Here is a 26607-nt window from a genome sequence, read left to right on the forward strand (position 1 = left end):
GGAAGTCTAATATTTTTTTGATTGATTCAATAAGATTTTTCCTTTATTCATGTAACTTGCTTTTATAGTATATCCATCCATACTTTAATAGCTGTACCGATAATGAGAATCGCTAAAATCCACTTCAAAATAGAAGGGTTCATTTTTTTACCAACCTTCACTCCTAAAGGTGAAGCAATGATACTTGCGACAATCATAATAATGGCTGGCAAGTAATCTACTTGCCCTGTTGATAGTTTCCCTACTGCACTTCCTATCGATGAAATAAACGTAACAGCTAAACTTGTTGCAATGGTCATGCGAGTTGGTATTTTTAATACGACAAGCATTATCGGTACAAGGAGGAAACCACCGGCTGCGCCAACAATCCCTGAACCAATTCCCACTATGAGAGATAAAATCGTTGCAAGTAGTTTATTGAAAGTGACTTGTTCTAACGGGATATCATCAATTTGCTTCTTTGGAATAAACATCATAATTCCGGCGATTAATGCCAAGATTCCGTATACAATGTTAACACCTTGTTCCGAAAAATAGGATGAACCAAAACTTCCGATGATACTTCCTATTAAAATTCCACTTCCCATATAGAAAATAAGGGATTTATTTAAAAAGTTACCTTTTCGATATGCCCAAACACCAGCAAGAGAAGCAAAGAATACTTGTACAGCACTTATCCCAGATACCTCATGAGCTGTAAATGCGGTAAAGCCTAATAAAGAAGGGATATACAAAAGCATTGGATATTTAATAATCGATCCACCAATTCCAACCATTCCTGAGATAAATGACCCAACAAATCCTATTGCAAATATGGTTAGAATCCAAGCGATGTCCATGTTGATACCTTCTTTCCAGAAGAGGTGACACCCTCTCCCGAATGTCACCTCTCCTCTTTATCGATTCGTTATCCCTTTTTAATAATGAATTTGATTACATCCGCTTCAATCGATTGATCTAATATTTCATGTCCACTTGATTTAGCCCAAGCAGAAAAGTCAGATAGTGCGCCTTTGTCAGTCACATGCACTTCTAACACTTGACCTGTCGCTAACGTATCCATTGCTTTTTTTGCCCGTACAATCGGGAGTGGACAAGATAATCCTTTTGCATCTAACACTTGATTGACTTCCATTTCAAACGCTCCTTTTTAATTCTCATTAAAAAGGGGGAGTTTATCATTCTCCCCACCTGTTTCATAATTAACGTACCGCACAACGGTTTGGACCGATTTCCATTTCTATTTGTTCTTCTTCATCTGGTGTCAATTTCCCCATATTTACTTGACGAATTTCTTGGTATGCATTTGGTTGTGGTGGCAAGTTTTCTGTTACTGTCTTACGGAATTCTTCTTCACTTCCAATATTTAAACCATGGTTTTCCGCAAATAGATCCCCTAAACGTTTTGCAACTGTTCCATCTTCATTCAACTCATCAATAATCATGAAGTGTGCAGGCAATACAATTAAATCTTCCGCTAACTCACGATAACGGCGATAAAGCGTTTCGCGAAGATCTCCTACCCAATCCTCAGCACGTCCTGCTAAGTCAGGTCGACCGATGGAATCAATGAATAAAATATCTCCTGTTAATAAATACTTGTTATCTACGATGAAGGAAGTTGAACCAATTGTATGACCTGGTGAATACAGAGCGCCTACTTCAATTTTGGAATTCCCAACCTTCACTGTTAAACCATCTTCCAATGGATTATATTCATAAACCACCTCATCTGCATCTTTTGGTGGTAAATAATATTTCGCCCCTGTTTCCTTTGCAATATGGCGTCCTCCGGAGATGTGGTCCGCATGTAAGTGTGTATCAAATACGTGGGTAATTTCCACATTTTTCTCTTTCGCAAAGTTGATGAACACATCTTTAAAACGAACTGCGTCAATAATGGCAGCTTCACCATCAGAAATGACCATATAAGATAAGCAGCCTTTCCCTAGACGAACAAATTGATACAGTTCACCTCCATTAGTCAAATCACCTACTTTAATTGGCTCGAGGTAAGAGCTCCAAGCTTTCATCCCCCCCTCAAGGTAGTACACATCGTATCCTGCATCTGAAAGCATTTCCGCAACCATGACAGAAGAGCCCTCTTTCGCACAAACAACTAAAATATCTTGATCGGACGGTAATTTTGGAAGAATTTCTTCCACACCATCTAATAATTCAAAGTAAGGTACATTTAAATATTCAAATCGGTGTCCTTCGATTTTCCAATCTTCAAAATCTTCTCTGTTTCGTACATCTAAAATAAATAATGGTTGATTTTCGATTACTTTACGAGCTACTTGTGCTGATGTCATTTTTTGAACTGCCATTCCACTTACCCCCTGCAGGTATATTTTTGTGATATGAAGTGGAAGAGTAATCCCTTCCACTAAAGAATGGAATAAAACAAATGATTAAAACGTTAATGTTGGTGCAGCATCTTTTGCAAACTCAAGGAATGTAACTGCGCCACCTACATCAATTCCATCAATAAAGTCTTCTTTCGTTAAATTCATAACATCCATTGTCATTTGACAAGCGATTAATTTTACTCCCATCTCTTTTGCCATTTCTACTAATTCCGGAATACTCGGAACATTTGCTTTCGCAAATCCTTCTGCATAATGTTCTTTTCCTTCTGGAAGTGGCAATTGTTTCATCGCTTCTTTATGAATCAAGTTCAGACCCTCAAATGTAAAGAAGATTGCTACTTCTTTCTCTGTAGCAGCTGCTGCCGTTGCGATATTAAATACCTTATATGCATCAAATAATCCACCATTACTTGCAATAATTGCAACTTTATTAGACATTTTTCAAACCCCTCCGAATTTATAATTTTTTATTAAATCGCCTTTCCAAGCACTCATTCCTGGTAAGACGTTATAAACTTTTGTAAAACCTTTTTCTACTAATTTTTGAGCAGCTAAATCACTGCGTGTACCTGTTCGACAAATGACATAGATTTCCTTGTCTTTGTCTAATTCATCTAAACGGTCTTCTAATTCCCCCATTGGAATGGATATGGAGCCTTCAATATGACCAAAAGCGTATTCCACTTCTTCTCGAACATCTAGAAGAATTCCGCCATTTTTCACTCGACTCAGAACTTCATCATTCGAGATTGTATGTTCAAATTTCTTTTCAACAACTTGCTCATTACATTTACGAATGTAATGAAACAGCACGCCATTTTCTTCAAACATACCGATATATTGATGTCCAACGCTGTCACACCATGCTTTTAAGTCGGCAATTGAACCTTTATCGGTCGCTTTCACTTCTAATACTTGGCCTTCCTCGATACCTTCCATTGCCTTTTTCGTCTTCACAATCGGCATTGGACATGAAAGCCCCGTACAATCTAACTGTACATGTGCTTTTATCGACATCTTAAAACCTCCATATACCTATTAGGGTATTTTATTTTAGAAAAATTTTTTGTTGAATATAAAATCAAAAATTTGCCGTCATGGAATCTTTTTCTTCATGTATGAATAAATATTTTATTACAGAAATTGGTTTTTTCTTCTAATATTGAATAGAATTCCAACACAAATTAGAGCAAAACTTGAATTGACAGCAATACATTATCTTAAGATAGATGATTTGAAACCTCCTTTTCCCTTTCTTTGTTACTCTAACGATATCATATACCCATTAGGGTATAATGTCAACACTTAAATATTATTTTTACTGTTTTTAAAAGATTAACTAAAATTTCCAAAACTTTTGTACAATTCCGTAAAGGAAATGTAGCCCTTAAAAGAAGGGAATTCTCTATTCAAGTCGTAAAATTGTTGATGGTAATTAATTTTTGTAATGTTTGGCAATTAAGGTTATGCATAAATTTTTGCATATTTGACGCTTTACATGGTGGCGAGCATGATAGGCTACTTTACCTTGCAAAGTCCAAATATAATTATGGCTTGCCCCCTTTGCAAGAAATCATGCCCGCAAAGGCTCCATGTCAAGCGATTATAGATGTGAATAATTATTCAAGGTATCGAATAAATCTAATTGCCATTTCATGCATTTTTAATTGCCCAAAACAGTAAAATTGGAAAAATATCAAACTTTATTGAAAAATCATATATTTTTTAATTTCCTTTATTTATCATTCCACTTAAGGGTGATACGATTGAAATGGCTAAAAATATTACTTGCTTTAATTGTAATTGGAATTTCATCATACGGCTTAGTCACGAATGATTATTCATATAACTTCTTGTCTATTTTCTTCCTCGGGGTATTTTTCTTAATATTGGGGTTTGAAAACTTGAAGAATAAAAAAAGTCAAGGGATTAGCATTTTTTCTATCATTGTGTCGATATTTTTGTTTTTCGTAACATGTATTTTCCGTAGATTATCTGTCTTCTATATTTTGGTGCAAATTCAATGTGATACTTACAATTCCATTTAGTATGTGCTAAACTATTTATGTCAGAAGACATAATAGGTCTCTCCTTGATACTAAAATTTGGTTGGCGAACCAGAATTTATTTTAGGATCAAGTGGGATCTTTTTTAATATTCGCTATAAGCTATACGGTATCCTCTGCCTAGCAGGGGGTTTTCTTTTTTACAATCGAGTAGGAGGGAGCGATTAACTCCCGTCCTCTCACACCACCGTACGTACGGTTCCGTATACGGCGGTTCAATTAAGATAATTGACGCAAGTCTTTATATAACTTCCGTGAATAGCTGTTCTCTTTATGCCAGTGGTCACTCCACCCTCCAAGAGGTCTCCCACGGGATTCACCGCTTCCTTCCTCAAGTGAGGTACTACGTTTTCTGTGTTCATCATGACTCACTGAATGCCAAGGGCTATTCTCTCTTAATTGTTCGGTCCTTCTTAGTAGTTCTAAACCAACTAATACTATGACCTCTGCTGACTTCTGACGGTTCAGCTACTTATCACTAAGTAGGTTATGAAGCGTACTTCACATATCCGCCAGACCTCCCCGGGTAAGTACATGCACTTTCACACCATCTATCCGCCTCATTTACTCGATATGACCTTCGACAGAAAGAGCTTTGTTTTGTTTTGCAAACTCACTCAATCATACCTAGCCTTATATGAGGTTCGTGTTCCTCGGACCGGTGTTTTGCCTCCAGCTTCCTTCAGATTCCGCGTCACCACGGACACCCTTGCGTTGAGCTAACCTCTACTTCTGTCTTCGGGGTTCGGGACTTACACCCTATAGTTCATGTACATGCCGGGCGCACACAAAAAAAGGAACTTCATTATTCTTGATGTTCCTTTTCCTTTACTAGCATCTCAAAAACCTGGAATATTGTGATTTTGAATGATTTAAGTATTTTAAGTATGAATTCTAATTTTAAATCTTTAGGGCATCCTGACAATCTGCCACTTGAGTCGATAACACTTTAATAAAAATAAAATATCATGTGAAAAGTATTGCACTCTTTTAATAAATGTTTAATTTGATGTCGACATTCTAGTTTCCATCTATTAAAGAATCGTTTTCCTTATTGATGGGACTAATTTTAAATATAAGTCATGCACATCACGTATTGCATAAGACTTCTTTAAGAATGCCTCTAAATAATCATCTAATACTGTAATCATTTGGTTTTGTTAAAAAATTCAGACATATTGTGTAATTACTTGATTTTGAACCACCATAATAATTTAATCGATAAAAATTTTGACCTAAACAGTTTTCCCACAAATTTACATGGAACAAAATAGCGATTCATTACCATAATGTTCCATGCATTTCGTTTACCGTATTAACATCCTAAGAGTTATGAAATTATAACTTTTTTCTCCATTAAAATTACTTAAGATTGTTTTTCTTCTTTTGATTAATAGTAAGAACAAAACCATTGCTCTCTTTTAAATCTTTTATTGTATATAACCATCCCCCCGTATTATTTTTTGGAGGTTTTGGTGCAGTTGGAAGATCATAAAGTAAACTTAAAATATAGAATTTATATTTTGGAGCCTTATTAAATTCAAAATCCTTATATCTATCAATAATATAATTAGCAATTCTCTTTTTCATACTGTCGGATATTTCTAGTTTATTTATTTCATTTTTCCATTCTTTCATCTCTATAGAAAAACTCTTTTCGATTTTATAAATCCTTTCCATTATCCCGCCATTTGACTTACGAAATGTTATATATTTTGTAATTGCATAATTATATCCTCTTGATATTGGGTGAGCGTGAACAAAATATTTTTCAATCAAATGCATAGTATCTCCTGCTGAAACTGATAACACAATATCGTTCTCATCAACAGATTTTTCTTTTTTTAATTCCGCTCCCCATGAAACATTAATTTTTTCCTTTTCTTCCTCGATTTCTTTATATTCTTCTATAAACTCTTGCTCACTTTGTATCCGCTCAATAGTTATGTCCCAACCATTTAAATGTTTAATTAACTCATTCGCGTATATGTTAAAATTATCTACATCAGTTTCTTCACTAAAATATAATAAGAGCTCATGATTAGTGGTCAAACCTTTAGTAGTAAAATTAGCAGATCCAACAAAACATTTCTCTCCATCTATGAGATAGACCTTAGAATGTAAATCTTTTAAAGCCAATATTTGAACATTATTTTCGATTAATAATTTTAACGCTTCTAGACTACTGGATTTTTCAATAAAGGCTTTACGCTCAAATCTAGTAATGATTTTGCAATGTAGATTTTTATTTTTGACAATTTCCAATAATTTCTTTGCCATATTTAAGCCAATATATGGACTAATAATAATAATTTTACTTTTACTCATTTGTAAGTGTTTAAATAATTCTTGCTCTAGATTATTTTTAAATAGTTTCATTTAATTTCACCATTTAAATGTATTTTTCAAGGTTTTAAAACAGAATTATAAACCATCTATCTATAAATTAGTCCGACAAAATGATATCATCGTAGAAGAAAGGTCCGATACATTGTTACGAATTTACAAATATATCTTTTTTCTAAACTTATTTTATCAGAATACTTGTTGTGAGGTTATTAACTCCTCTTCTCTGAAAGCTTTTAATATTTCATACATATTTTTTCTCCTCATGATATTATCGGTATGAATGATATTATGTGTCCTTAATCCGTTTTCACTTAATCATACCTTGTCAGTAATAAGTTACCTTCCTACTTTTCTCCTTAATCGTGGTCAATAGTTTCTAAAATAATATCTTGCATATTCAATATTTTATAATAAAGTAAAACATGTTGGACAATCTCTCAGATCATTTAAATATACATTCATCTTCATATTTTCAAAAAAATCATTACTTTAATAAAAATTTTTTATTCACCGACGGAAAAATGTCTTTCAAAAATATCGTATTCGTCATTTTTTACATTAATATGGTTCACAATTTTAAAACTCTTATTTAATATCCCTTCTTCAATATCCAAATTAATTACAACTTTATTATTACCTTCTATCAAATAACTTTCATAGTTAAGTTTATAGGTATATTTTATATCCGTATCTTTTATTACATACACTTCTTTGGATTTTTTTGTTAAATTATCGATAACTTTAAGAAATTTATTGTTCGAACTAACTTCACTTTGTTTAACTTCTATAAAAGTATTAATAAAGTCTTTATCTTCAAGAATTATACTTTTTGACAATATATATTCACCATTTTCATCTTCGCTTAGAAAAATTATATTAGCAGAAGAAGGTAAATAATATTTACTATTAATCACTAGTAACTCTTCTTCCCCTTGTGTTTCAAATGCCACCTCTAAATTTACTGGTTGAATATAAAAATGTACTCCTATAAAGAATGAAAAAAACGAGATTCCTATCAACAAACCTAATGTACTATTAAATAATTTTTTAATCCTAAAAATTTCTGAAAATTTCTCTCTTTTCAATGAAATTAACAAAATAATTATTAATAGTAAAATAATCAATATTGCTATAACAATTATGTTTTTTAAATATATGTTTAATATACCGATAGTAATAAATCCAATCACAATTGAATAAATAGCTACTTCTTTACATGCAAGAAATATATAGTAATAATATTTATTTGCTTGTTCAACAGTTTTAATTTGATGATTTATATTGCTATTTTTTCCAAAATAAAAACTAAAACTATATAGTTCATAATATAAATATTGCAGTATTTTTATAAAAATTATAAAAAAGTATGAAATAATTAATACTATTATTATATGCTCTGCACTAAATGGAAAATCAAGATATATTTTCTCCGAAAATATTGAAATATAAATTTTCAAAAGAGTTTTTGCTATATAACCTAGCGCACCAAATAAAGTAATTAATAAAACGATTCTAGTTGACCTTTCACCAAAAGATAAATTTGTTTTATTTTCTATCTTTGCTTTATTCTTCAAATATCGTCTATTCATTCTTATCCTCCTTCCATTTGAATCGTATTGTCAAAAATTTATAGATAAAATCTAGATGATTTATTGATATATAAGGTTTTATAAACAAAAAACTTGCCACCCCCTTAAAATTAGGGTATTTATGAGGTAACCACACACTCAAAAATCCCTAATGAAGGAAGTGACAAGTTGTTACCTCAATTATTAACCTATTTGCTTGAATATATCAAGTACCAAGATCAAATGATTCGAACATTACTTACCCTTCTGATTGGAAAAAACATGTTTGATAAGCCAACTGAAAAGCCTGTCAATAAGCCTTATCAAAAACTCCAGGTGGATGAGCTGCCAATCATTGAAACTCTACAAAAGCTCGATTATCAAATTCTTCTCAAAGAATATTTGGAGAAGAACGGGAAACCTCTCAAACCTGTTCAGAGGCGTTCCAATTCAAAAGGTAAAGTACCTTCATCCATGAAATGTCCAAGGTGTGGTGCTCCGTCAGATTATCTTTATGCCAATAACGGAGGTAAAGGACAGTATCAATGCAAGGTGTGTGCGTGTCTGTTTAATAAAAAGAATCAATATGCCAAGGAGGCTATACTAAAATGTCCACACTGTTCGAAAACACTCGAGAAGATCAAGGAAAGAAAAGATTTTCTCGTATTTAAGTGCAAAAACAATGACTGTCCGTATTACAAAAAGAAACTGCAAGGAATGTCTAAAAAAGAGAAAAAGCAGTTCGAAAAGGATCCTCCGTCTTTTAAAGTTCGATACATATTCCGTCAGTTTCAAATTGATTATCAGCCGTTAGCCAAACATTCACCTAAGAAGCCAAAAGTGGATTTGTCCAGGCTTCATGTGTCACCGCACACATTGGGGCTCATTTTAACCTACCATGTAAACTATGGCTTATCGGCTCGGAAAACAGCTGCACTGATGAAGGATGTTCATGGCGTACCCATCTCTCACCAGAGTATATTGAATTACGAAAACAGCGTAGCACTTCTTCTCAAACCTTATGTGGATCATTATCCTTACGAGCTTTCTGATCAATTCTGCGGAGACGAAACATACATTAAGGTGAATGGTCGTTGGCATTATCTTTTTTTCTTTTTTGATGCGGTAAAGAAAATTATTCTGTCCTACCCTGTTTCTCCAAATCGTGATACGGTATCAGCCATTCGTGCGATTGATGAGGCCTTATGGAAGATGAAAGAGATCCCGGAAGACCTCACCTTTGTCGTAGATGGCAATCCGATTTACCTTTTAGCACAACACTTTTTTGCCCAGCACGGTATTACGTTTGATGTGAAGCAGGTCATTGGACTAACCAACGAAGACCAGGTTTCAACGGAATACAGACCGCTAAAACAAATTATTGAAAGACTGAATCGAACATTTAAGGGCAATTACAGATCGACACACGGATTTGGATCCGATCACGGATCCGTTTCTTATGTGACTTTGTTTGTGGCTTATTTTAATTTCTTGCGGCCACATTCAGCCCTGGAAGGCAAAGTGCCTGTAGTTATTCCAGAGCTAAAAGGACTGCCGAATATGCCTGCACGTTGGACAAAACTGATTGGTTTAGCTCAACAATGGCTAGTAGAGCAAACTGCCTAACTTTTTGTTTAGCAGAGCCCTTACCAGCATCGGCGAAGCGAACTCTTGACAAACCGAACCAGTCAATGGTTTAAAATGGGAATTGGCAAGGGCTTCTTTGGTGTGCCTTCTTTTTGTTCCCTTCGCCCTTGTTGGTTCGAAATCAAACCATTGACGTGTTTGTCAAGAGCGATTGCGGCGGCATTTTCTCTATTTTCGTTAGAACACATCCTTCCAATACTGAGTTTTCATAGAACTTTTGACACTACCTAATAAACGGTCAAGTATAGCTGTTGTTAAAGTAGGATCACCAAGAAATTTTCCCCATTCATTTGGCCCTTTATTAGAGGTTAGAATGAATGCTGCTTTATCATATAAATCATAGATAAACTGGAAAAATAGATTGGCTTCCTGAGTCTCGTAAGTCATGTACATGACATCATCAATAATAATTAAATCCGAAGCTATAATACGTTTGTAGCGTATTTTAGATTTATTGATATATTCTTTTGTTTTTAAAATATACATAAGCTGATTCATGGAGACAAAGGATACTTTGTATCCTCTCTCCACAGCGTGTATTCCTAATGCAACGGATAAATGTGTTTTTCCTGCTCCTGTTGGTCCCATCAAAATTAAAGTAAAAAATTCTTCAATCCAATTCAGTTCTTTTAATACATTTAGTTGTTTTTCACCAAGAGCTGTTTGTTCCTTCAAATCATAGGTATCAAACGTCAATATTTCTGGGAACTCTGCCCATTTCATTAATCTCTCATTATTTTTCTGCTCTCTACATCGCATCTCATAGCTTAAGATTTCATAAACCAGTTCATGATATGTCCAATTCTTTGCTTCAGCTTCACGGAGTAAATTCGGTAATTCTTTAGCCGTCTCAGCGAGGCGCAAGGTACGACATTTATCTTGTAAAATTTCATAGGGATGATGATTCATTCATTTTCACCTCCAGATAAGACTTTTAAATAAATGTCTTCGGATCGTTCTGGTGCTGATAAATCTTTATACTTCTCATTCAATTCAACGATTTTAGGTGAACTTTTTTGATATTGTACAGATAATGCATGTGCAATATCCCGAAAATCATTTGCACTGGTCATTCCAAGTTTCTTCATTTCAGATAAAGCTTCCTCACAATGATTTGGGTAAATTCTGATGGCTTGTTGTAGTACTTTGAGTTGATCCACTAAATGACGTGGATATCGTTCTTTCAATTTGTGTATTAACCATTGAATATTCTCTTTATCTATGAATGTTTCTTGAATTTGATGAATTAAAAGATCTCGTTTACTTGTGCTATGTTCCCGATGGGAGGGATCTGTAATAATCAATCCTTTTCCTTCGGATATTCGGTGCTTTGCTAACTCCATCCCAGTTTCTTTCAGTCGAATAATTAACCAACCATCCTCTTCTTGTAAATAAGCAAGATTTGGGGCATCTGCTCTATATGTTCCTTTAGGAACGCTATATCGATTTCCTTCATAACGAATAACATTGTCCTTATGGATATTTCTTGTTATACTTGGAGTTGAAACATTTGCGAAAATGTAAGTACCAGAGACTTTCTTTAAGTGTTGCTTTTCCAGGGCGTGCACTTCAGAAGGTCTCTTTTTCGTATTATGATGAACTTTATAGTTTCCTGTTCTTTTCAACCAAGCGTGGCACGATTGATTCCAATCTGAAAGATGATCGAATACTCGATTTTTGCTAAAATTATTTTTTACAAATTTCACAACCTGTTCAATTTTACCTTTTGATTCCGGATCACTCTTTCTACATAAATAAACATTAAATTTACGGGTATGATGATATTTAGTAAATTCAGCTGTAAGAATTAAATCACCCGCATTTTCACTAACTGCTAATAACGCATCTTGGTCATAGACCATTTCTTCTGGCATTCCTCCAAAGTATTCAAATGCATTTTCATGCATTCGAATCATATCGGAAGTACGAAAAGGTCGATCGAGCCATTCTACATATTTATATCTTGAATGTGATAAAACAAATGCGATAAAATACAACTTTTTATTCTCACCTTGTCTGTTTTTGACGGTAGTTTGTCCAAAATCCACTTGAGCCTGTTTTCCCATTGGTAATTCTGGAACTACACTATATGTCCTCTGAACCTTTACCTTTGGAATCCGATAGTAATCCCTCATTTCGTTTAAATAATTTCGTACAGTGTTCTCAGCGACTTCCCTGAAACCTAACTTTTCTTCCAACCAATCATAAACTTGTGCAGCAGTTAAATCAGGATGTTCCTTCAACCACCCTAGAATTTGATCATGATAAGGGTCTAGTTTCTTTTCTCTTGTACGTAATGTACTTAAAAATTCTTCAAACTCATCAGTACTCATATTCAAATAATCTATCACTCTATTTCTTGAAATATTTAGTTTTCTTGCAATAGCACTCTTGGAGAATCCCTCTTTGTATAAACGATGAATCTCGATGTAAAGCATAAATCTGTTCACTCCTAATTCCTCACTTTCAATAGACTAGTAACAGTATATTTGAAAGTGATTGATGGTGGGGAAACTGTTTAATCTTATTTGGGGAATTCTGTTGAGTTCTATTTGTGGAAAACTGTTGATTCTAGTTTAGCGTTTACAATTATATCTGAAAGAGAAACATCAGATGAATTGTAAGCCCGAAATAAAAATAGCGCACCTTTCGGTACGCACGACGAATGGCCAGCTAACTGAAAATTTTTTCGGTTAGCTGGCTATTTTGCACATGTGGCTTGGATATTTTCAGACCAAGGCAGATAGTCATGTAAAATTTCAGGTTGCTGATGAATTGGTAAATTAGGAAGATCTGTCATCAGCTTTACTAAATATCGATAGAAGTCAATCCCATTTGCTTTGGCTGTTTCAGCTAAACTTAAACAAATCGCATTTGCTTTTGCACCTGCTTCGCTAAAAGAAAAAAGCCAGTTTTTTCGACCAATCACATTGGGACGAATGGCATTTTCAGCTGGATTGTTATCAATGGCAACGTTTCCGTTATCGAGAAACACCTTTAACTCTTCTTTTCGGCTCAATGTATATTCCGCAGCTTTCGCAATGGCATTTTTACCGAAGAAAGGTGAGCGATCAATCCAATCAAAAAATTCGTCGATGATGGGTTTAGCTTCTTTTTGCCGAATTTGCACACGTTTTTCTGGTGACAGATGTTTTATTTTACGCTCGATATGAAATAACCGATCACAATATTCCACACCTATTCGACCATTCTTACTGTCTACTTTTAACCAATATCGACGTACATGGGCCCAACAGTTGGCGAATTTCACATTAGGCAATTGATTGTAAGCTGAATAACCATCGCAAATGACAGTTCCTTTAAAGTCCTTGATTAAATCTTCTAAGATAGCTCGTCCACGAGATAGAGCACTCTTAAATAAAACAATAATCGGACCTTCACTTTGGACGCTACGACACACCCAATTATAGGCGTTTGATTGAGGAGCCTTTCCATCGGAACGTTTGATGATTTTCGAATAAGTTTCATCAATGTGTAACACTGATTTTTTCATTAGCTGCTGCTTCATCAAGTCATATAAGGGCTGTAGCCAATCTTCAGATACACGAATGACCCAATTCGATAAATTTTTATCATTCGTTAGTAAACCATAACGTTCCCATTCCTTTACCTGACGATAGAGAGGTAAGTACTGAATAAACTTATCATAAATAAGTTTCGCTAGAACAGTAGGCCCGGCAATACTTCTTTGAATGGCACCTTGTGGTGCTTTCCCACGTTTAATTTGAGCTTTTTGTAAGTTGTCTTTTTTACATGTTTTACATTCGTATACATGTTCAAAATGTTGTACCCGTTTCATTGTTGCTGGAATAAATTTCGCCTCTTCACGCACAAGGACTGAACTAAATTCCACCATTTCTCCATGGCAACAGTCACAAATTATGTTTTCTGGATGATGATGAATTTCTTCTATTTCAATATCTCCACGAAAGGAATCATTTCGCTTTTTATTTGTCTTTTTACGAGTAACGGTATAACAAATTGTTTCCGTGCTTTGTTCTTCTGTGTGCTCAGATTCGTTAAAAAAAGGGTCATCTTCATCTTCAAATAAAGAAATTTGCCCATCAGGCGCTCGATACTTAGACTTTTCAGATTTAGAACCATATAAAGCTTTTGTTAATTGGCGAACTTGTTCAGTTAACACCTCAATTTGTTTCAACGATTGCTCCAATTTCTTTGCTAATTCGTTATTCTGCTTATTTGAATGTGCTAATTGTTGTTCCAGTAATTGAATCAATCGTTCTTTTTGTTGCATAGAAGTGTTGCCCAAATCATTCACCACATTTCGTTCAATATATACTATGGATAATTATACCATTGAAAGTGTTTTGATTAAAAGACACCTTTTTTAGATTTTACAATAGCCTTCGGTTGTTGAAGGGATAATCCTTCTAACAACCAACGTAGTTCTTGTTGAGAGAGTTTTCTTACTTCATTTTCATTTTTTGGCCATTGTAATTTTCCATTATCCAAGCGTTTATAAAGCATCGCAAATCCATCACCATCGAAATACAAACATTTATAGCGATCCTTACTCCAACCTGAAAATAGAAAAATTGAATCACCATATGGATCTAATTGAAACGAATCTTGAATGAGCGTAGCCAGACCATCGATACCTTTTCGCATGTCGGTCTTCCCGCAAATAATATAAATATTTTTTACGCTCGTAAAATCATGTTTCATAGATTTTTCAACTCCCTCATAATGGTTTGAATAATGTGCTCATCTACGCCATTAAAGAAGGAAATCTCAGCGAGAGCAGTTTTAATGACGCAACCTGGTTTAGCTGCATCATGTGGAGAATGAAACGAAGTAGCTTCAGTTGGAAGAGGATTAAGTTTAACAGGGACAATTGTTAATTTATTTTTGGACATAGATATGGCACCTCCTTTAATTGATACGTCTATCGTACCGAAGGTGCCAAATATATTATATGCGTTATTTGATTACGGGCTTACGATGAATTACAATAAATACATTTTGCCATTCTTACACCTCTGATATATTTATTTTTCAACTACGTTTTTAAATACGTCCAAATGATTTTAAATGAAATTTAATGACAAAACAAAAAGGCCAAAACCTCGATATATCAAGTGTTTTGACCTTAGATGAAGTTTAATAATTCAATTGTATGGAGACGGCGGGTATCAAAATAAAATTTTAAAGAAGTGTTGATATATCAGTGTTTTCAAGCACTACTCAACATCAAATTTGATGAATGACCCACAGTTTGACCCAAACGGAGAAAAAAATGAAATTTTGCTTACGGAGACAGCTTTATATTATATTTTCAATGAGTGAGCTTCTTGTTTTCTTTAAATCCTAATCTAGCCCTGAAAAAAGGAAATTTCAATAAGGAATATTTTTCACATAAATCTTTTAAGTTTTATTTCTACTTTAATTTAATATCTCGATAAACTATGGAAAATTTCATTATAATGAATGTTTTAATAAACAGTAGAATTTTACAATTATATGTGTAATGTGTATTCTGCTAAAATCCCTAATTCTTTCAACAATGATTCATATCCATCATTAATTACAATGTGTAAACTTTTTTTTGGTCTCGTTATTGAAACATAATGATTTTGCTTTAAAAAATTTCCCCTTAAATCAAAAAAAGAATCTGCATTTATAAAAACATGATCGAATTCCAATCCTTTTGCACCATGAATAGTTAACGCTAATTTTTTAGGTTTTTTAGATAAAAAGTTTACCTTATATTTTTCTTCTAAAGTTTTTCTAAAATTCTCTTTTTCTTCTTCTAATAGAATTCTTCCTGTTAACTGTTCAACAATTTTTAATACTTTATTATTATCAACTTTTATAGCTTTTTTAATTGAATGAGCTTTATTAACTGTTGAATTTGTAATTTCCGTATTTAAATCATCTAAAAAATTATAAATATTATAATTTTTATTATCAAAATGTAATTTTAAAACAGGTTCTAATACATCAAAATTAGGAAAACTAGAGTCTAACGGTGTTCTATCTACAAACAAAAAATTATACTTTTCCCAATCACTCTTTTCATCTTCCCAGATAGATCTTCTCGCAAATAGATAGGCAAAAGTATCATTTTCTGTGGAACTATTTTCATTTAGAAATTTAAAGATATTTTCATTTAAAGATTCTTGTTGAGAATAAAATCTAATTCTATTTTCTTCATATTCTATATCTGGAACATCAAGTTCATCTTTAAAAAATTGATAACTATAATTTACAATTGATAAATGCGAGCGAAAATTATGAACTAATTTATAATTTTTTAATTCACTATCGTCTTCTAAAGATTTCATAATTTCTTCATTTGCTCCTCGAAATCCATAAAGCATTTGTTTTATATCACCTACAATTACTAATCTGATTTTTAAATCATTTTTTAAATACATAAATAATTGATGCATATCATAATCTACATCCTGATATTCATCAATCATAATAACAGGAAATCTGGCTTTTAAATACTTTTGAGCATTAGTCGATTTTTTTAATACTTTTAAACCTAATTGATACGTAAAGTTTCTAGTACTATTCAAATAACTACCAACTACTTTCTGTAATTTAACTTGCAATAATCCTTCATCAAAATTGTTAAATCTAGAATTATAATTTTGAATTAATTCTTCTCCTCGTGGAAATTCCTTTCCAAAAGCATCTCTAATAAAAGGCTTGATTACTTCTGATAATATAAAGGATTCTGTTGTAATGATTTTTATTGAATTTAAATACTTCTCTTTTTTATTAAGCTTTATAAGATATTCTTTTACTTTATCACGAATCTGTCTTGTGGCTAATCTAGTAAATGTTATCATTGCTATTTGTTGATATGGTCTGATAAGATGTTTTTCTATCATTGAAAATGCTTTTTTAACTAAAATAGTGGTTTTTCCAGAACCTGCACTTGCAGATATTAGATAATGTTTATGGTCACTATTTATAATATCATCTCTAATGTTTTGATCGATTATCCTTGTCATTATCATCAACCTCTACTAATTTCTTCAAACATTTAAATCTTTCATCATTAAAAATAATTTCTGCTGTTTTTATGTCTAAATATTTATTAACATATTCATTCATATTAATTTTCTTCGATTCTTGTAAAAAGCTGGTTAAGTTAAAAGGTAATTCGTTTAGATGATTTCTAGGTAATGCTGCTTCTAAATCTTCTTCTAGTGATATTTCAGATAAGAATATCCCCTTTTTTCTCCAACTTTCTATTTTATCACTATATTGTGTATAAATTTCTCTTTTTATTTTATTTTTCAATAAATCAAAATCATCTACATCTGTATATTCATATGGTTTAGCTAAATCTTCATCGCTTATTTCATTATCTTCTAATAAAGCGCTAATTTTTTGACATCTTCTTATCCCAAGTAATGAAACTTTATTTTGACCTTGAACCTTTTTAATATCGTTATCTGTTTTTATTAATATTTTTATACTAAGAGCCTTTAATATATTGACATATTCCTCAAATCCTATCCCTTCGATACTTAGTATTTTTATTTTTTCAATTATTTCCGTACCGACTGTATCTAATTCATATATCAATTTTTCTATAATTGATTCAAATAATATTTTTTCTGACATACCCTCTACTAATAAAACTTTATCATAAAATAATGCATCTGATAGTTTTTCATTGAATATTTTTCTTGTATTTTTAAATTTTTCTGGAATTTTAAAGAAAGTTGATTCGTTAACTACTTTTCCTTTTGGATTCTTGTATATTCTTATTAATTCCACTTCATCCATATAAGTAAACATATGCTCAGAGTGAGTGGTAACAAAGAGAAATGGATACAAATCCCTATTTTCTACGAACAAATGTCTGGAAATTATTTGTTGCATAGAAGGATGTAGACTATTTTCTATTTCCTCCATTAAAAATATTGTAATCCTTTTATCTCTCTTTTCTTTAAGTTTTAATTCTTCTATTAAACTAGTAAGTGCATAAGCCAAAATTTTTTGTCTTCCGTCTCCAGATGTTGGATATAATTCGTTTTCATCTAAAAACTTATCATGAATATATGGTGTTAAATGATTAAAAGCTCCATTTACCACATGTTCTGATTGAAGTTTGATTTCAACATTTTCCTTTCTTATTTCATTATATTTTTCAGTTAACTGACTATTGATAAATTGGACTCTACTATCTTGACTTATAACTTTATTTAACTCTTCAATAGCCTTCTTAATCTCATCTGTCTTATTAGTTTTCGATTCTTTATACAATAATGATTTGTGTTTCTTAAATAATTCTATTGGTGATATATTTGGATCTATATACACAACCTCAAATATATTATCTAATAAAGAAAAAATACCCTTCTGTGGAATTTCTGATAATTCATCAATGACTCCACCCCATTTTAATATTGGAATTCCAATTTGTTTATCTTGATCAAATTCACCTTCTAACTGTATTATTAATGTTCCATTAGAAAAGGCTGTTGCCTCTCTTACTCTTGCCCTAATAAAATCATTATTATCATTATTTTCTTCACTGATATCAAGTTCCACTTGAATTATAATTTTTTTCTCAGTATTTCTTTTATGATAATCAGTTATTTGAAAACCATTTCTCCTCATTGTTGGATCAAATAAAAAACGAAGAGCATATAAAAAATTAGTTTTACCAAAATCATTTCTTCCAAAAACTATATTTTTATTATTTAAATTCAAACAAGCTTTATCAAAATTACGGAAATTTTCTATTTTTATACTTTTAAATTTCATTATTTCTTCCCCCATATTGAATAAAATACAACTAATTTTATTTCCATAACTTTTGCAAACATAACAAATACCTAATTATTACCATTACAAATAGTAAATTTTATCCTTTGAATCCTTAGGATTTTTAAGATTATAAAAAAGAAAAGGTAGTACTTAATTAAAGTACTACCCAAATTTCACATCCCCACAGCTTGGAGTTTTGCTTGTTCGAGGACATCTTCGACTGCTTTTGGTTCTTTGTTTGGAGGGTATCCGTGATTACGGAGAACCTTCTTGATGTATAATCGCATTCTTGCTTGGGCTTGTACTTTTTTATCCCAGTCGTGTGTACGATATTTTCTTACAGTTTCCACTAAATCTTTTGCTATGGCAATTAGTTTTTCATCTTCCATAAGCTGTTTAATTTCTGGATCTGCTCCAAGCACATCAAAAAAGGCCTTCTCCTCGTAAGATAATCCTAGATGTTTCCCTGCCTCGATGGCTTCTTCCAGTTCATTTTTAAATTGAATTAATTCTTTAAATACTTCAATTACATCTGTATCATCTGTACGATTATGATATCGCTCTACAATTAATTCAAATCGTTCTGAAAAGCTTCGACTGATTGCTAAATTCGTTTTCTTTACGCTACTTAGTTTTTGTTTCATGACACGCATTAAAATATTTGTTGCAATATTTTTTTGTGGCATTGCTTGTAGTTTCGCAATGTTTTCTTCATTTAATAAGTCAAAACTTTCGGATGATGTTGCTTCTGTTAACACTAATACTTCATCACCTAAAATGGCTTCTTCTAGCATTTTTGAAATTCGTTCATTAATTTCTTTTAAATCCGGCACACCTTTTTTCGTTGTTTTCATAATAAATGAACGAACTGCAATAAAGTAAGAAATTTCATCTTTTTGTTCTTGTGTTAACAATCCTGTACAAATCTTATAAACATCTTTTAATTTTTTTGACTCGTGCATAAACATATTTTTACGTTCTTCTGTTGCTTGTACAAATTCAGCACCGTCACGAATCGCTTCATAACGTTTTTTATCGTTCTCTCCAAAAAATCCACTATAGTTAAATTTGTGGAACATATTTTTCAATACTTCTAAAAGATTCAAAGCAATAATTCGTGCTTCTTCGTTTTCTTGAACTTTATCTTGGTCACGTTTTGTATAAGTTTTTAATGCTTCCATTAAGTTTCGTTTTAAACCAATGTAGTCAACAATAAGGCCACCCGTTTTTCCTGGATAAACTCGGTTAACACGGGCAATTGCTTGCATTAGATTGTGTGCTTTCATTGGTTTATCGATATACATGGTATCAAGGGCTGGCACGTCAAAACCAGTTAGCCACATATCTACTACAATCACGATTTTAAATGGATGATTTACATCTTTAAATTCTTTCTCTCTATCTTTCCGCGTTTGCTTGTTTCCTACTAATTTCGCTAATTCTTCAGAATCTTGGTTGTTTTCCGTCATGACAATTTTTACTTTTTCTTCCCAATCCGGACGCTGACGCATAATTTCTTTATACATTTTATAAGCTGTATTTCGATTGTAAGCAACAATCATCGCTTTTCCAGCTACAAGATTTTTACGTTCTTCATAATGTTCAATGATATCTGTAACAACTTGGCGAATACGATCATCATCACCAATAATTTGTTCCATGCGACTTAGGCGTTTTTGACTTTCTTCTACTGTGTATGATTCAACACCTTCATTAACTTGTATGTTCCAATATTCACGGTCAATTTCATCCATTTTACTTTCATCTAATTTTACTTTTGCAATTCGAGATTCATAGTAAATTTTCACCGTTGCACCGTCTTGAACTGCTTGTGTCATATCATAAACATCGATAATATCGCCAAAAAGTCCTGTTGTAGATTTATCAGTTGTCTCAATTGGTGTTCCTGTAAAGGCGATGAATGTTGCATTTGGTAAGGCTTCACGTAAATATTTAGCATAGCCGTACTTTTGCTCACCAGTTTCAATTTCATATTTTGCATCTACACCATATTGAGAACGATGAGCTTCATCCACCATCACAATAATATTTTTTCGGTCGGATAAAAGTCCTGTTTCTTCTTCAAATTTTTGAATGGTGGAGAAAATAATTCCTCCTGTTTGACGGTTTTCAAGTAATTCTTTAATATGGCTTCGACTTTCCGCTTGAAGAGGCGTTTGTCGTAAGAATTCATTGGCACCACTAAATGTACCGAATAGCTGTCCATCCAAATCATTACGGTCTGTAATCACAACAATTGTTGGATTTTTTAGAATTGGACTTTTTATTAAATTACCTGCTAAAAAGGTCATAGAATAACTTTTCCCACTCCCTTGAGTATGCCAAATAACACCTGCGCGGCCATCTGTAGCAACTGCACGAATCGTGGAATCAATCGCTTTTTTCATACCGTAATATTGATGATAAGCAGCCATGATTTTTGCTTCATTTGTAAAGAGGGTAAAGTTACGAATGACATCTAACATGCGCTCTTTGTTAAATAACCCATACATCAAGGTATCAAGTTCTCGATTTTCTAAAACTTCATCTTGTATATCAATTTTCTTCCAAGCCGAAAAACGATCAAAAGGCGCTGTAATGGTACCTACTTTTGCATTCACACCATCTGTAATCATTAAAAATGTATTATAGTAAAAAAGTGATGGAATATGGATATTCATGTAATTTTTTAATTGTTTATATGCATCTTCAATATCCACTTCTTCTCGTGAAGTACTTTTCAACTCCATCACAACAAGTGGTAGTCCATTGACATATAAAACAATGTCCGGAATTTTCTTTGTATCCCTTTCAATTACTTCTAATTGATTCACTATTAGAAAATCATTGTTTTCTGGTCTGTCCCAATCAATAAGCTGAATTCGATGATAAATCGTTTCTCCATCAACAAACTCAGGGATTTCCAAATTTTCAGTTAAATATTTATAAAACATTTTATTATTTGTAAATACATCATTTGTATCGAAATGTTGAAGCTTACGAATGACTTGTTGTAAAACATCCGAGGAAACGCTTGGATTCAGCTTTGTTAAAGCCGTTTCCAAACGTTCTAGAAGTAATACTTCTCGCTCGTCTCGATTTAATTGGGAAGCTGGGAGATAGTTATACCCCAGCTCCTCGAAATATTCGATAACCGTATTTTCTAATTGTTCTTCTGTAAACATGACTCCACCGCCTCTTCAGCTTCAGGAATACGAATCTCCCCGGACATGAGTTTGGGAAGGAGGGTATCTCTAAGATTTTCAAGCGTTTGTGTTTCAACTGTAATCTCTTTAATTAAATTGAATAAAGGCTCTACTATATTATAAAATTCATTAATAATTTTCATTTCCGGAACCATTATTGGAATAGACTTTACAATTTTCGAATTAATTGCTGTAGCAATTGATGAAGTATTACCTAATGTATCAAAATTAAATTTCTTTAAATAAAGATATAAATATGGTGTATTTAACATATTATTTTTTATCAGAAAATGTGCTATTGCCTCATTTGATAACATTTCACCGATAGTAATCGCTATTCTTCCAATGGTCAATTTAAAACTAAGCACAACAGTATTATTTGGAATTCTTTTTATATTGAATCGTTCAATTGCCTCGCTTGTTAAATATTCTGAAGTATTTAAAATATACGTTTCTGATTCTCCTAAATCCTTGATAGATATCCATCGAACATCATTTGGATTATTTGAAAACCATTCTTTTTCTTTTCGTGGGGGCGTTTTACCTATGTTAACTTGAGCCAATTTATTAATCGGTTGAACATCCCATCCCTCAGGAATCATCCCCAATTCACTTTCAACAAACTTCCCACCACTTGATTTATACGGTTTACCATTTTCATTTGGAAACTCAAAATCGACAAACCAATGTTTGAAAAGGGATTGGGCGATTTGTTCTAAAGTATTGTTAATTTTTTTGTTCAATTCCACTTTACTATCTAATACTTTTAATATATTTACTATTTTTCTCTGTATATTTAAATTAGGTACTTCGATTTCAATTTCTTCTATTACATCTCTTTTAGCAATATTGACTTGAACACTTCCTGAAGAACGGCTAACTATGGAATTATACCCTTTAGATGATGAAAAAAAGTAATAAAGAAATTCTGGTAAAACTTTTGTTGTATTCGGACGTAATATTAAAAGCGCTTGACTTATAATACCAATTGGATCGTCATTTTTTATTATTGATACTTTTCCTACAGTTCCAGAACAGCTAATAAGTAAATCGTTTGGTTGAACTGTGAATCTTTTTAAGTTTTTATATTTTTCTTCATTAATAAAAAATCTAAAATCTCTATGATTATTTATTACATTTTGCTGTTCATATACAGGTATGCCCTCTGAAAGTAGCTCTCCTCTTTTTAATGCCGAACCAAATGGACCTCTTATATACCCTTTCTCTACTAACAATTCTTTTAACTTATATTTCAAATCCAATCCCCCCAAGCTGTTTACGAATTTCTTCTTCTAATTCACGTGACTTTTTAAATTGCTCGGCAAGGGATGTTGTTAGTCGTTCCATTTTCTCTTCAAATGGTTCACCATCATCCTCTTCTTCTTCAATACCAACATAACGTCCTGGTGTTAAAATATAATCTTGCTTCTGAATTTCTTCAATGGTTGCAGATTTGCAGAAACCTTGCACATCCTCATAGTTCTCATTATTTTGCCAATTGATGTAAGTATCTGCAATTTTGCGAATATCTTCAGCTGTTAACTCTCTTAAACGACGATTTACCATTGTTCCAAATTTTCGTCCGTCAATAAATAGAGTTTGACCTTTATTTTTCTTATTTCGATTTAAAATCCAAATGGATACTGGGATACCTGTTGTATAAAATAATTTATCCGGTAATGCGACAATAGCATCCACAAGGTCAGCATTTACAATATTTTTTCGAATTTCCCCTTCATTTGAAGTAGTCGTTGATAAAGATCCGTTTGCTAGAACTACGGCAGCTTTTCCGTTTTGACCTAATTTATCAAGCATATGTGAAAGCCATGCGTAGTTAGCATTATTGGCAGGTGGAATCCCGAATTTCCAACGAGGATCATCAACAAGGCTTGGTTGTCCCCAGTCACTATCGTTAAAAGGTGGATTTGCTAAAATATAATCTGCTTTTAGATTTGGATGTAAGTCTTCATGGAATGTATCTGCATTTTTGGAACCTAAATTACTTTCAATACCACGAATAGCAAGATTCATTTTTGCCAATTTCCATGTTGTCGGGTTCGATTCTTGCCCGTAAACAGAAACATCTAACTTATTTCCAGAATGTTCTTCAACGAATTTTAATGATTGAACAAACATCCCTCCACTTCCACAACATGGGTCATACACATATCCTTTAAATGGTTGAATCATTTCTACCAATAATGTAACAACACTTTTTGGCGTATAGAATTCGCCGCCACCTTTACCTTCATTCTCCGCAAATTTTCCAAGGAAGTATTCATACACACGACCTAATACATCTTTTTCACGTGCTTCACTTCCACCTACATCCATATTGGTAAATACATCGATAATTTCTCCAAGAATTCGCTTATCTAATTCTGGACGGGAATAATTCTTTGGTAGAACTCCTTTTAATGTAGGATTTTCTTTTTCAATTTTATCTAATGCATTGTCAATAATTTGTCCGATTTCAGGTTGTTTTGCACGTTCTGCAATATAACCCCACCGCGCATCTTCAGGAACCCAGAAAACCCCCTCTGCTGTATAAGCATCCCGATCTTCTGCAAAGTCAGGGTCAAGTTCCATTAATTCATTCCATTTTTCTTGAAATGTATCAGATACATATTTTAAAAAGATAAGCCCTAACACAACATGCTTATATTCAGAGGCATCCATGTTGTTTCGCAACTTATCTGCAGCTTGCCATAGTTTTTCCTCAAAACCAATTGTTGCCATATATCTTTCTCCTTGTATATGAATATTTTTCTAGTTCTATTATAACAATATCTACTAATAATCTAGTAATTAATCAAAAATTTGTAAAATTATCCTAATTGATATTTTTTGACTACATTATATTTTTATACAATGTATCTTCAATCGAGTAGGAGGGAGCGATTAACTCCCGTCCTCTCACACCACCGTACGTACGGTTCCGTATACGGCGGTTCAATTAAGATGATTGACGCAAGTCTTTATATAACTTCCGTGAATAGCTGTTCTCTTTATGCCAGTGGTCACTCCACCCTCCAAGAGGTCCCCCACGGGATTCACCGCTTCCTTCCTCAAGTGAGGTACTACGTTTTCTGTGTTCATCATGACTCACTGAATGCCAAGGGCTATTCTCTCTTAATTGTTCGGTCCTTCTTAATAGTTCTAAACCAACTAATACGATGACCTTGGCTGACTTCTGACGGTTCAGCTACTTATCACTAAGTAGGTTATGAAGAGTACTTCACATATCCGCCAGACCTCCCCGGGTAGGTACATGCACTTTCACACCATCTATCCGCCTCATCTACTCGATATGACCTTCGACAGAAAGAGCTTTGTTTTGTTATGCAAACTCACTAAATCATACCTAGCCTTATATGAGGTTCGTGTTCCTCGGACCGGTGTTTTGCCTCCAGCTTCCTTCAGATTCCGCGTCACCACGGACACCCTTGCTCTTGGCTAACCTCTACTTCTGTCTTCGGGGTTCGGGACTTACACCCTATAGTTCATGTACATGCCGGGCGCAATCGAGTAGGAGGGAGCGATTAACTCCCGTCCTCTCACACCACCGTACGTACGGTTCCGTATACGGCGGTTCAATTAAGATGATTGACGCAAGTCTTTATAACTTCCGTGAATAGCTGTTCCCTTTATGCCAGTGGTCACTCCACCCTCCAAGAGGTCCCCCACGGGATTCACCGCTTCCTTCCTCAAGTGAGGTACTACGTTTTCTGTGTTCATCATGACTCACTGAATGCCAAGGGCTATTCTCTCTTAATTGTTCGGTCCTTCTTAGTTGTTCTAGACCAACTAATACTATGACCTCTGCTGACTTCTGACGGTTCAGCTACTTATCACTAAGTAGGTTATGAAGCGTACTTCACTTATCCGCCAGACCTCCCCGGGTAAGTACATGCACTTTCACACCATCTATCCGCCTCATTTACTCGATATGACCTTCGACAGAAAGAGCTTTGTTTTGTTTGGCAAACTCACTCAATCATACCTAGCCTTATATGAGGTTCGTGTTCCTCGGACCGGTGTTTTGCCTCCAGCTTCCTTCAGATTCCGCGTCACCACGGACACCCTTGCTCTTGGCTAACCTCTACTTCTGTCTTCGGGGTTCGGGACTTACACCCTATAGTTCATGTACATGCCGGGCGCACCAAAAACGCCAAAATCCTTATCATTAAAGGATTTTGGCGCTCATTGAAATAGTACGAAATTCAATTGTATGGAGACGGTGGGAGTCGAACCCACGTCCAGAAACTTCAATACTTAAGCATCTACGCGTGTAGTTTGTCTACTGAGGTTTCGCGTTGCATTCTGCCGACAAACAGGCGTCCTGCACGCTAGCTTGTGAAATCTCTTGCCAGCGCCCCAAGCAAGGCACTAGCCGTAGCCCACTCAGGATGAACCCTAATGCAACCACATGGGCGATGGTTGATTAGAGTGCTTCAGCAATTAAGCAGCTAAAGCGTAAGATTGTTTGTTGCCAGTTATTTTTAACTGCCGTTGATCACGGAGACGAGCCCTCCGACGCGCAGCTCAAGCTTGAACCATTCCTGTCGAATCCGTAACGTCCCCTTCATAGTATACTACAAAAGGACTACGGTTATATTAG

General features: G+C 33.6%; 22 protein-coding genes, 1 other RNA gene and 2 pseudogenes. 3 read left to right on the top strand and 22 right to left on the bottom strand.

Translation table 11 applies throughout. From position 1 onward, the window contains the following. Positions 1-62: 62 nt before the first annotated feature. The 5 genes from NST98_RS07805 to NST98_RS07825 form a co-directional block, all read right to left on the bottom strand. A complete protein-coding gene (locus NST98_RS07805; protein WP_016839194.1) occupies positions 63-839 on the bottom strand; it encodes a sulfite exporter TauE/SafE family protein in 777 nt (258 codons plus the stop codon). A 68-nt stretch (positions 840-907) separates the two neighbouring features. Continuing rightward, positions 908-1135, bottom strand: coding sequence for a sulfurtransferase TusA family protein (locus tag NST98_RS07810; protein WP_340714840.1), 228 nt, complete (start codon positions 1133-1135; stop codon positions 908-910). A gap of 67 nt (positions 1136-1202) precedes the next feature. Further along, the gene (locus NST98_RS07815; protein WP_340714841.1) at positions 1203-2330 is read right to left on the bottom strand and encodes an MBL fold metallo-hydrolase; all 1128 of its coding nucleotides are present in this window, start codon (positions 2328-2330) and stop codon (positions 1203-1205) included. An 84-nt stretch (positions 2331-2414) separates the two neighbouring features. Beyond that, positions 2415-2810, bottom strand: a complete 396-nt coding sequence (locus tag NST98_RS07820; protein ID WP_016839191.1) for a DsrE/DsrF/DrsH-like family protein — start codon at positions 2808-2810, stop codon at positions 2415-2417. A gap of 3 nt (positions 2811-2813) precedes the next feature. Continuing rightward, positions 2814-3389, bottom strand: a complete 576-nt coding sequence (locus NST98_RS07825; RefSeq protein ID WP_340714842.1) for a sulfurtransferase TusA family protein — start codon at positions 3387-3389, stop codon at positions 2814-2816. A gap of 740 nt (positions 3390-4129) precedes the next feature. Here NST98_RS07825 and NST98_RS17285 point away from each other — a divergent pair. Next, positions 4130-4294: pseudogene (locus NST98_RS17285) on the top strand (hypothetical protein); the annotation flags it as partial. Positions 4295-4352: 58 nt separating this feature from the next. On the opposite strand, the pseudogene NST98_RS07830 reads toward NST98_RS17285, so the two are convergent. From NST98_RS07830 to NST98_RS07845, 4 genes and pseudogenes are all read right to left on the bottom strand, one after another. Continuing rightward, positions 4353-4451 (bottom strand): annotated as a pseudogene (locus NST98_RS07830) (IS200/IS605 family transposase); the annotation flags it as partial. A 202-nt stretch (positions 4452-4653) separates the two neighbouring features. Then, a complete protein-coding gene (locus tag NST98_RS07835; protein WP_340709819.1) occupies positions 4654-4803 on the bottom strand; it encodes a hypothetical protein in 150 nt (49 codons plus the stop codon). Between the two features lie 997 nt (positions 4804-5800). Further along, complete coding sequence (locus NST98_RS07840) at positions 5801-6817, bottom strand: phospholipase D family protein (RefSeq protein ID WP_340714843.1); 1017 nt, start codon at positions 6815-6817, stop codon at positions 5801-5803. Positions 6818-7290: 473 nt separating this feature from the next. Next, the gene (locus NST98_RS07845; protein ID WP_340714844.1) at positions 7291-8376 is read right to left on the bottom strand and encodes a hypothetical protein; all 1086 of its coding nucleotides are present in this window, start codon (positions 8374-8376) and stop codon (positions 7291-7293) included. A 168-nt stretch (positions 8377-8544) separates the two neighbouring features. On the opposite strand from NST98_RS07845, the gene NST98_RS07850 reads away from it, so the two are divergent. Next, on the top strand, positions 8545-9981 hold the full coding sequence (locus NST98_RS07850; protein WP_340714634.1) for a DDE-type integrase/transposase/recombinase: 1437 nt from the start codon (positions 8545-8547) through the stop codon (positions 9979-9981). Between the two features lie 198 nt (positions 9982-10179). Here NST98_RS07850 and istB read toward each other — a convergent pair whose 3' ends face one another. The 5 genes from istB to NST98_RS07875 form a co-directional block, all read right to left on the bottom strand. Then, positions 10180-10911, bottom strand: a complete 732-nt coding sequence (gene istB / locus NST98_RS07855) for an IS21-like element helper ATPase IstB (protein ID WP_340714845.1) — start codon at positions 10909-10911, stop codon at positions 10180-10182. After that, a complete protein-coding gene (gene istA, locus NST98_RS07860) occupies positions 10908-12440 on the bottom strand; it encodes an IS21 family transposase (RefSeq protein ID WP_016839663.1) in 1533 nt (510 codons plus the stop codon). The genes istB and istA overlap by 4 nt, the downstream gene beginning before the upstream one ends. 263 nt (positions 12441-12703) lie before the next feature. Further along, positions 12704-14278 carry an IS66 family transposase gene (tnpC, locus tag NST98_RS07865; RefSeq protein WP_445684053.1) on the bottom strand — a complete coding sequence of 525 codons (1575 nt, stop codon included), beginning with the start codon at positions 14276-14278 and terminating at the stop codon, positions 12704-12706. A 77-nt stretch (positions 14279-14355) separates the two neighbouring features. Continuing rightward, positions 14356-14709 carry an IS66 family insertion sequence element accessory protein TnpB gene (gene tnpB, locus NST98_RS07870; RefSeq protein WP_340714537.1) on the bottom strand — a complete coding sequence of 118 codons (354 nt, stop codon included), beginning with the start codon at positions 14707-14709 and terminating at the stop codon, positions 14356-14358. After that, positions 14706-14900: a hypothetical protein gene (locus tag NST98_RS07875; protein ID WP_340714536.1), complete on the bottom strand. Its 195-nt coding sequence runs from the start codon at positions 14898-14900 to the stop codon at positions 14706-14708. Before NST98_RS07875 ends, tnpB begins: the two co-directional genes overlap by 4 nt. Positions 14901-14904: 4 nt before the next feature. On the opposite strand from NST98_RS07875, the gene NST98_RS07880 reads away from it, so the two are divergent. Next, complete coding sequence (locus tag NST98_RS07880; protein ID WP_340714846.1) at positions 14905-15027, top strand: hypothetical protein; 123 nt, start codon at positions 14905-14907, stop codon at positions 15025-15027. 473 nt (positions 15028-15500) lie between these two features. Here NST98_RS07880 and NST98_RS07885 read toward each other — a convergent pair whose 3' ends face one another. The 8 genes from NST98_RS07885 to ssrA form a co-directional block, all read right to left on the bottom strand. Continuing rightward, positions 15501-17009: a UvrD-helicase domain-containing protein gene (locus NST98_RS07885; RefSeq protein ID WP_340714847.1), complete on the bottom strand. Its 1509-nt coding sequence runs from the start codon at positions 17007-17009 to the stop codon at positions 15501-15503. Then, the gene (locus NST98_RS07890; protein WP_340714848.1) at positions 16981-18777 is read right to left on the bottom strand and encodes an ATP-dependent nuclease; all 1797 of its coding nucleotides are present in this window, start codon (positions 18775-18777) and stop codon (positions 16981-16983) included. Before NST98_RS07890 ends, NST98_RS07885 begins: the two co-directional genes overlap by 29 nt. Before the next feature lie 176 nt (positions 18778-18953). Beyond that, entirely contained in the window at positions 18954-21965 is a 3012-nt protein-coding gene (locus NST98_RS07895; protein WP_340714850.1) for a type I restriction endonuclease subunit R, read from the bottom strand. Then, positions 21944-23242 (bottom strand): restriction endonuclease subunit S, encoded by a 1299-nt coding sequence (locus NST98_RS07900; RefSeq protein ID WP_340714851.1) that lies wholly within the window; start codon positions 23240-23242, stop codon positions 21944-21946. Before NST98_RS07900 ends, NST98_RS07895 begins: the two co-directional genes overlap by 22 nt. Beyond that, complete coding sequence (locus NST98_RS07905) at positions 23232-24725, bottom strand: class I SAM-dependent DNA methyltransferase (RefSeq protein WP_340714852.1); 1494 nt, start codon at positions 24723-24725, stop codon at positions 23232-23234. Before NST98_RS07905 ends, NST98_RS07900 begins: the two co-directional genes overlap by 11 nt. A 213-nt stretch (positions 24726-24938) precedes the next feature. Then, positions 24939-25088, bottom strand: coding sequence for a hypothetical protein (locus tag NST98_RS07910; protein ID WP_172597782.1), 150 nt, complete (start codon positions 25086-25088; stop codon positions 24939-24941). A 495-nt stretch (positions 25089-25583) separates the two neighbouring features. Next, a complete protein-coding gene (locus tag NST98_RS07915) occupies positions 25584-25727 on the bottom strand; it encodes a hypothetical protein (protein WP_340714853.1) in 144 nt (47 codons plus the stop codon). A 488-nt stretch (positions 25728-26215) separates the two neighbouring features. Beyond that, positions 26216-26570: a transfer-messenger RNA gene (gene ssrA / locus NST98_RS07920) on the bottom strand. Positions 26571-26607 lie beyond the last annotated feature (37 nt).

Source organism: Ureibacillus sp. FSL W8-0352 (assembly GCF_038004345.1).
GTDB lineage: Bacteria > Bacillota > Bacilli > Bacillales_A > Planococcaceae > Ureibacillus > Ureibacillus thermosphaericus.